The organism is Raoultella sp., assembly GCF_039594335.1.
Lineage (GTDB): Bacteria > Pseudomonadota > Gammaproteobacteria > Enterobacterales > Enterobacteriaceae > Klebsiella.
In genome coordinates, this window is record NZ_JBCNNS010000192.1 from 1 (window position 1) to 6,035 (window position 6,035).

8 protein-coding genes are annotated in these 6,035 nt (G+C 57.3%); 6 read left to right on the plus strand and 2 right to left on the minus strand.

Translation table 11 applies throughout. From position 1 onward, the window contains the following. Nucleotides 1-25: 25 nt before the first annotated feature. The 3 genes from yggU to hemW are packed head-to-tail and all read left to right on the plus strand — an operon-like array spanning nt 26 to nt 2,054. The gene (gene yggU / locus ACZAHD_RS20930) at nt 26-316 is read left to right on the plus strand and encodes a DUF167 family protein YggU (RefSeq protein ID WP_462458475.1); all 291 of its coding nucleotides are present in this window, start codon (nt 26-28) and stop codon (nt 314-316) included. Between the two features lie 12 nt (nt 317-328). Then, nucleotides 329-922: an XTP/dITP diphosphatase gene (locus ACZAHD_RS20935; protein WP_462458476.1), complete on the plus strand. Its 594-nt coding sequence runs from the start codon at nt 329-331 to the stop codon at nt 920-922. After that, nucleotides 915-2,054, plus strand: coding sequence for a radical SAM family heme chaperone HemW (gene hemW / locus ACZAHD_RS20940; RefSeq protein ID WP_462458469.1), 1,140 nt, complete (start codon nt 915-917; stop codon nt 2,052-2,054). The genes ACZAHD_RS20935 and hemW overlap by 8 nt, the downstream gene beginning before the upstream one ends. Here hemW and ACZAHD_RS20945 read toward each other — a convergent pair. After that, on the minus strand, nt 2,051-2,215 hold the full coding sequence (locus ACZAHD_RS20945; RefSeq protein WP_462458470.1) for a hypothetical protein: 165 nt from the start codon (nt 2,213-2,215) through the stop codon (nt 2,051-2,053). The genes hemW and ACZAHD_RS20945 overlap by 4 nt on opposite strands. 163 nt (nt 2,216-2,378) lie before the next feature. Here ACZAHD_RS20945 and ACZAHD_RS20950 point away from each other — a divergent pair, with 163 nt between their 5' ends. The 3 genes from ACZAHD_RS20950 to ACZAHD_RS20960 all read left to right on the plus strand — a co-directional run bounded on the left by ACZAHD_RS20950 (nt 2,379) and on the right by ACZAHD_RS20960 (nt 5,551). Beyond that, nucleotides 2,379-3,425, plus strand: coding sequence for an ABC transporter substrate-binding protein (locus tag ACZAHD_RS20950; protein WP_462458471.1), 1,047 nt, complete (start codon nt 2,379-2,381; stop codon nt 3,423-3,425). Between the two features lie 61 nt (nt 3,426-3,486). Continuing rightward, the gene (locus tag ACZAHD_RS20955; RefSeq protein WP_462458472.1) at nt 3,487-4,299 is read left to right on the plus strand and encodes an ATP-binding cassette domain-containing protein; all 813 of its coding nucleotides are present in this window, start codon (nt 3,487-3,489) and stop codon (nt 4,297-4,299) included. Between the two features lie 4 nt (nt 4,300-4,303). Beyond that, complete coding sequence (locus ACZAHD_RS20960) at nt 4,304-5,551, plus strand: sugar ABC transporter permease (RefSeq protein ID WP_462458473.1); 1,248 nt, start codon at nt 4,304-4,306, stop codon at nt 5,549-5,551. Between the two features lie 53 nt (nt 5,552-5,604). Here the strand turns inward: ACZAHD_RS20960 and ACZAHD_RS20965 are convergent. Then, nucleotides 5,605-6,035 (minus strand): YggN family protein (locus ACZAHD_RS20965; RefSeq protein ID WP_462458474.1); only part of this gene is annotated, 431 nt, incomplete at its 5' end.

Consider the following 6,035-nt stretch of genomic DNA (forward strand, 5'->3'; position numbering starts at 1 on the left):
TGCTTCCGGGGCTGTGGATGGCGCTATGAGTGCCGTCGAAGCCTGTGCTGACGGTCTGGTATTGCGGCTGTATATTCAGCCCAAGGCCAGCCGTGATAGCATCGTTGGTTTACATGGCGACGAACTGAAAGTCGCCATTACCGCTCCCCCCGTAGAGGGTCAGGCTAACGCCCATCTGGTTAAATTCCTTGCCAAACAGTTTCGTGTCGCGAAAAGCCAGGTTCTGCTTGAAAAAGGGGAGCTTGGTCGCCACAAACAGATAAAAATCATCAACCCGCAACAGATCCCGACAGCGGTCGCGGCACTGACAAAATAGACAGGATTAATGATGCAAAAAGTTGTTCTCGCCACCGGTAACGCCGGGAAGGTTCGCGAGTTGGCCTCGCTGCTGGAAGATTTTGGACTGGATATCGTTGCGCAAACCGAGCTGGGCGTGGATTCCGCCGAGGAAACCGGACTGACCTTTATCGAAAATGCGATTCTGAAAGCCCGTCATGCCGCTCAGATAACCGGTTTACCGGCGATTGCCGACGACTCCGGTATTGCGGTAGATGCGCTCGGCGGCGCGCCGGGCATCTATTCAGCTCGCTACTCAGGTGAAGAGGCTACCGACCAGCAGAATCTGGAAAAGCTGCTTGATGCCCTGAAGGAGGTCCCGGACGACCAGCGTCAGGCGCAATTCCACTGCGTGCTGGTCTATCTGCGACATGCGGCCGACCCGACGCCGGTGGTTTGTCACGGCAGCTGGCCTGGGGTCATTACCCGTCAGGCGGCGGGCGATGGTGGCTTCGGCTACGACCCGATTTTCTTTGTTCCGTCCGAGGGCAAGACCGCGGCGGAGCTCAGCCGTGAAGAAAAAAGCGCGATTTCGCACCGCGGGCGCGCGTTAAAACTGTTACTGGAAGCGTTACGTAATGGCTAATTTGCCGCCTCTGAGCTTGTATATTCATATCCCATGGTGTGTGCAGAAATGCCCGTACTGCGACTTCAATTCGCATGCGCTAAAGGGCGAGGTGCCGCACGACGATTATGTGCAGCATCTGCTGACCGACCTGCGGGCCGATGCGGCCTACGCCCAGGGACGTGAAATTGGCACGATTTTCATTGGCGGGGGGACGCCGAGCCTGCTCTCCGGGGCGGCCATGCAAACCCTGCTCGACGGCGTGCGCAACGGCCTGCCGCTGGCCGCCGGTGCGGAGATCACCATGGAGGCCAACCCAGGCACCGTGGAAGCCGATCGCTTCGTGGAGTACCAGCGTGCGGGTGTGAACCGCATCTCCATCGGCGTGCAAAGTTTTAGCGAACCTAAACTACAGCGCCTGGGCCGTATTCACGGCCCCGCAGAGGCAAAACGGGCGGCACACCTGGCCCGTGGTCTCGGACTGCGCAGCTTCAATCTAGACCTGATGCACGGTCTGCCGGACCAGTCGCTGGAAGAGGCGCTGGACGATCTGCGCCAGGCCATCGACCTGAATCCGCCGCATCTCTCCTGGTATCAGCTGACCATTGAGCCAAATACCCTGTTTGGATCTCGTCCGCCTGTGCTGCCGGATGACGACGCCCTGTGGGATATTTTTGAGCAGGGGCATCGTCTGCTGACGGCGGCAGGTTATCAGCAGTATGAGACTTCGGCTTATGCCAAACCGGGTTATCAGTGTCAGCACAACCTGAACTACTGGCGCTTTGGCGACTATCTTGGCATCGGTTGCGGTGCGCACGGTAAAATCACCTTCCCGGACGGGCGCATTCTACGTACGGCAAAAACGCGCCATCCGCGAGGCTACATGGAAGGCCGCTATCTCGAACGCCAGAATGACGTGGAAGCCGCCGACAAACCCTTCGAGTTCTTTATGAACCGCTTCCGTCTGCTGGAAGCGGCACCGCGCAGTGAATTCAGCCGCTACACCGGTCTGGAAGAACACGCGATCCGGGCGCAAATTGATGCCGCCATCGCCCAGGGCTACCTGACTGAAGATGAGCGCTACTGGCAGATAACCGAGCACGGCAAGCTGTTTTTAAACTCGCTGCTGGAGCTGTTTCTCAGCGAAGATTAATCCTCGGGCGGTCCTTGACCGCCCGTTGTTATTCTTTCTTCCTCCACTTTCTTCCCCCACTTCTCCGCCCGTTTTCTTGTCCCCGCATCGGTCAAATGCCCTGATCGCTTTTTATGCAATTCTTTGCAGCCAATCACAAATCCGTATCGACTTTTTTCCATTTCTTGACTCCGTTTTAGTGCAGTGGTAATCCTGCTTCATCGGTTGAGCAAATGTAAAACCGAAGTATCCTACATGTGAATTATTAGTAACTCTTATTAAAAAAGTCTTTATGACGTCGGCTCCGGCTGGCGGGCTCAAGCATATAAAAAAGAGGGTAATATAATGAATTACCGTAATATTTTTATCGCACTCGCAACAATATCCGGCAGTATTGCCGCGTCGGCACAAGCGGCCGAATCCGCCACCGTGGCATTTCTCATGCCCGACCAGGCTTCCACGCGTTATGAGCAGCATGATTTCCCCGGTTTCAAAGCGGAAATGAGCAAGCTGTGCGCAGAGTGCAAGGTCATTTATCAAAACGCCAACGCCAGCGCGACGCTGCAACAGCAGCAGTTCAATTCGGTCATTGCCCAGGGGGCGAAGATTATCGTTCTCGATCCGGTTGACTCCTCCGCAGCGGCCGCCCTGGTCGAAAATGCCCATGCTCAGGATGTTAAAGTGATCGCTTACGATCGCCCTATCCCCGACAAGCCTGCCGATTTTTACGTCTCGTTTGATAACGAAGGTATCGGCTACGCAATTTCACAATCGCTGGTTAAACATCTGCAAGAGAGCGGCGTGCCCAAAGGGGCTGGCGTCCTGCAAATTAATGGTTCGCCGACGGATGCCGCCGCAGGGCTTATCCGCGATGGTATTCATCGTGGGCTGAAAGCGTCGGGTTACACCACCCTCGCGGAGTTTGATACCCCGGAATGGGCGCCGCCAAAAGCGCAGGAGTGGGCCGCCGGGCAGATCACCCGCTTCGGGGACAAAATTAAAGGTGTCGTCGCGGCCAATGACGGCACCGGCGGCGGCGCCATTGCCGCCTTTAAAGCCGCTGGCGTACAGCCAGTTCCGCCAGTCACCGGGAACGACGCGACGATTGCCGCGCTGCAGCTCATCCTCGCCGGCGACCAGTACAACACCATCTCCAAACCGTCAGAGATCGTTGCCGCCGCCGCGGCGAAAGTGGCCGTGGAACTCATTCAGGGTAAAAAACCGCAGGCGAGCACCACGCTGTACAACACGCCTTCTCAGCTGTTTACCCCGGCAGTCATCACCGCCAAAAATATCAAAGCGGAAATTTTCGATAAAAAGATCCAGACCTACGCTCAGGTATGTACCGGTGAATACACCGCAGCCTGCCAGAAATCAGGTATTGAGAAGTAATGCTGCCCCTGCGTCCGTCGTCAGCGACGGACGTAGTTTCGCCATCATTGAGGTCTTTTTTATGTCGCAACAACAAGACATCGTCGCCAGCACCAGGCAACCTATTTTAAAACTGAGTCATGTCTCCAAACACTTCGGCGCAGTCTCCGCCCTGACGGATATCGAGCTGGAGGTTCATGCCGGCGAAGTGGTCGCGCTAGTGGGCGACAACGGCGCGGGAAAATCCACGCTGGTGAAAATTCTCGCCGGCGTACACCAGCCCACGACCGGCACCATTGAATTTGACGGTAAGACCATCACTCTCGACAGCCCGGGCAAGGCGTTGGAATACGGTATCGCCACGGTCTTCCAGGATTTAGCGCTGTGCGAAAATCTCGACGTCGTCGCGAACCTGTTTTTAGGCCATGAGATTTCGCCGCTGCAACTGGACGAAGTGGCGATGGAGGTACGGGCCTGGACGTTATTGCAGGAGCTGGCAGCCAGAATCCCGTCGGTGCGCGAGCCGATTGCCTCGCTTTCCGGCGGCCAGCGCCAGACGGTGGCGATCGCGCGTTCGCTGCTGATGAACCCCAAAATCATCATGCTTGATGAGCCCACCGCCGCGCTCGGCGTGGCCCAGACGGCAGAAGTCCTCAATTTGATTGAGCGCGTTCGCGAGCGTGGCCTCGGCGTCATTATCATCAGCCACAACATGGAAGACGTCCGTGCGGTGGCCGATCGCATCGTGGTGCTGCGGCTCGGACGCAATAAAGGCATCTTTACCCCCGACGCCTCAAACCAGGATCTGGTGGCAGCCATTACCGGCGCAACAGAGAATGCCGTTTCACGTCGCGTCGAACGAAAATCACAGTCTAGCGCTTCCGGAGTGATGTAATTTTATGAACAGCAAGACAGCATCCCGTCCCGCACTGGATCGCAGCGATGAGCGCGTCCGGCACAACGACGACCTGTTCGGCGTGGTACGTGCGCAGATCAATCGTATCAAAACCGGCGATCTGGGGACCGCGCCGGTCATCGCCGGGCTGATCGTGATCTCCCTGGTTTTCACCTGGCTCAACCCGGTCTATATCGCACCCAATAACCTGGTTAACCTGCTTTTTGACTGTGCTACCGTTGGATTTATCTCATTGGGAATCGTCTGCGTGCTGATGCTCGGCGAAATCGATCTTTCAGTGGGCTCAATGAGCGGACTCTCTTCGGCGATTGTTGGCGTGCTGTGGGTGAATGCCGGCTGGCCGGTTGCTGCGGCGATTGCCGTTGCGCTGCTGTGCGGGATCGCCGTCGGGCTGCTTTACGCTCTGCTGTATAACCGCGTCGGCATGCCAAGCTTCGTGGCGACGCTCGCCGGCCTGCTGGCGCTGCTCGGTCTGCAACTGTATATCCTCGGTCCCAGCGGCAGCATTAACCTTCCCTACACCTCTCCGCTGGTGCGGTTTGGCCAACTACTGGTGATGCCAGCCTGGTTCTCTCATCTTATGGCGCTACTGCCCGGTCTGGCGATTCTGATATTTGGCCTCAAAACGCGTACACGTCGCCTGACGGCGAACCTGTCGGCGGAAGCCGTCAGCTCACTGTTGTTGCGCGCGATTCTGCTTACGGTAATCTTTGAAGCCGCCGTGTTCTATCTTAATCTCGGGCGCGGCGTACCGTGGATTTTCGGCCTGTTCGTCGCCTTTGTGATGATGCTCAACTATGCACTCAAGCGGACTCAATGGGGGCGCTCTATGTTTGCCGTCGGCGGCAACCGCGAAGCCGCACGCCGTTCAGGGATCAACGTACGAGCGATTTACGTCAGCGCCTTTGTACTCTGTAGCACACTCGCCACTTTTGGCGGCATTCTGGCCGCTTCCCGGCTGGCCTCGGCGAGCCAGCAGGCCGGAACCGGTGACGTGAATCTGAACGCCATTGCGGCGGCGGTCATCGGCGGTACCAGCCTGTTCGGCGGGCGCGGCAGTGCCTGGTCCGCGCTGCTGGGGATCATCGTGATTCAGTCGATTTCGAATGGTCTGACTCTGTTGAATCTGCCGTCATCACTACGCTACATCATTACCGGCTGCGTACTGGCGATTGCGGTGATTATTGACTCGCTGGCCCGTCGTTCCCGCGTATCGCACGGACGTGCCTGAGAGGGTTGAACGCGGTGTGTCCCGGTGAAGGCCGCGGCACACCGCAGAGAACATTATTTCAGGGAACTCACCAGCGCCTTGCGGCTGTCTTCAAGGGAGACGACCCGGCTACAAACGTCTTTGCCAAATTCCTGGAAATCCGCTTCCTGGTTTTTCCACTCTTCCTGAATCGCCGTTTGCAGGCCGCCGAGGCTGCCGAGGATCCCCTGCAGCGGATTGCCCCCGCCTTTCAGCACCGCTTTCGCGCCCATCTCGTTGATACTGTCCTGCAGAATGCCGCCCATCGCCTGATTAACCAACTGCTGGCCGTCGGCGCGTACCTGATCGATCGCTTTGTAATGGAAAGTCAGACCGTCACTGCGACGTTCAATAATGCGGTTCATCTGGGTTTTCAACTGCGCGTCAAGTTTGGTCAGACGACCATGCATACTGCTGCTGGCGCCAACCTGTTCGGTAATGATTTTATCCAGCGCCTGACGCCCTT

What these genes read in the sequence shown, in the direction of transcription:
- yggU (WP_462458475.1), top strand. Translation starts at nt 26, where the DNA reads ATGAGTGCCGTCGAAGCCTGTGCTGACGGTCTGGTATTGCGGCTGTAT.
- ACZAHD_RS20935 (WP_462458476.1), top strand. Translation starts at nt 329, where the DNA reads ATGCAAAAAGTTGTTCTCGCCACCGGTAACGCCGGGAAGGTTCGCGAG.
- hemW (WP_462458469.1), top strand. Translation starts at nt 915, where the DNA reads ATGGCTAATTTGCCGCCTCTGAGCTTGTATATTCATATCCCATGGTGT.
- ACZAHD_RS20945 (WP_462458470.1), bottom strand. Translation starts at nt 2,215, where the DNA reads ATGGAAAAAAGTCGATACGGATTTGTGATTGGCTGCAAAGAATTGCAT.
- ACZAHD_RS20950 (WP_462458471.1), top strand. Translation starts at nt 2,379, where the DNA reads ATGAATTACCGTAATATTTTTATCGCACTCGCAACAATATCCGGCAGT.
- ACZAHD_RS20955 (WP_462458472.1), top strand. Translation starts at nt 3,487, where the DNA reads ATGTCGCAACAACAAGACATCGTCGCCAGCACCAGGCAACCTATTTTA.
- ACZAHD_RS20960 (WP_462458473.1), top strand. Translation starts at nt 4,304, where the DNA reads ATGAACAGCAAGACAGCATCCCGTCCCGCACTGGATCGCAGCGATGAG.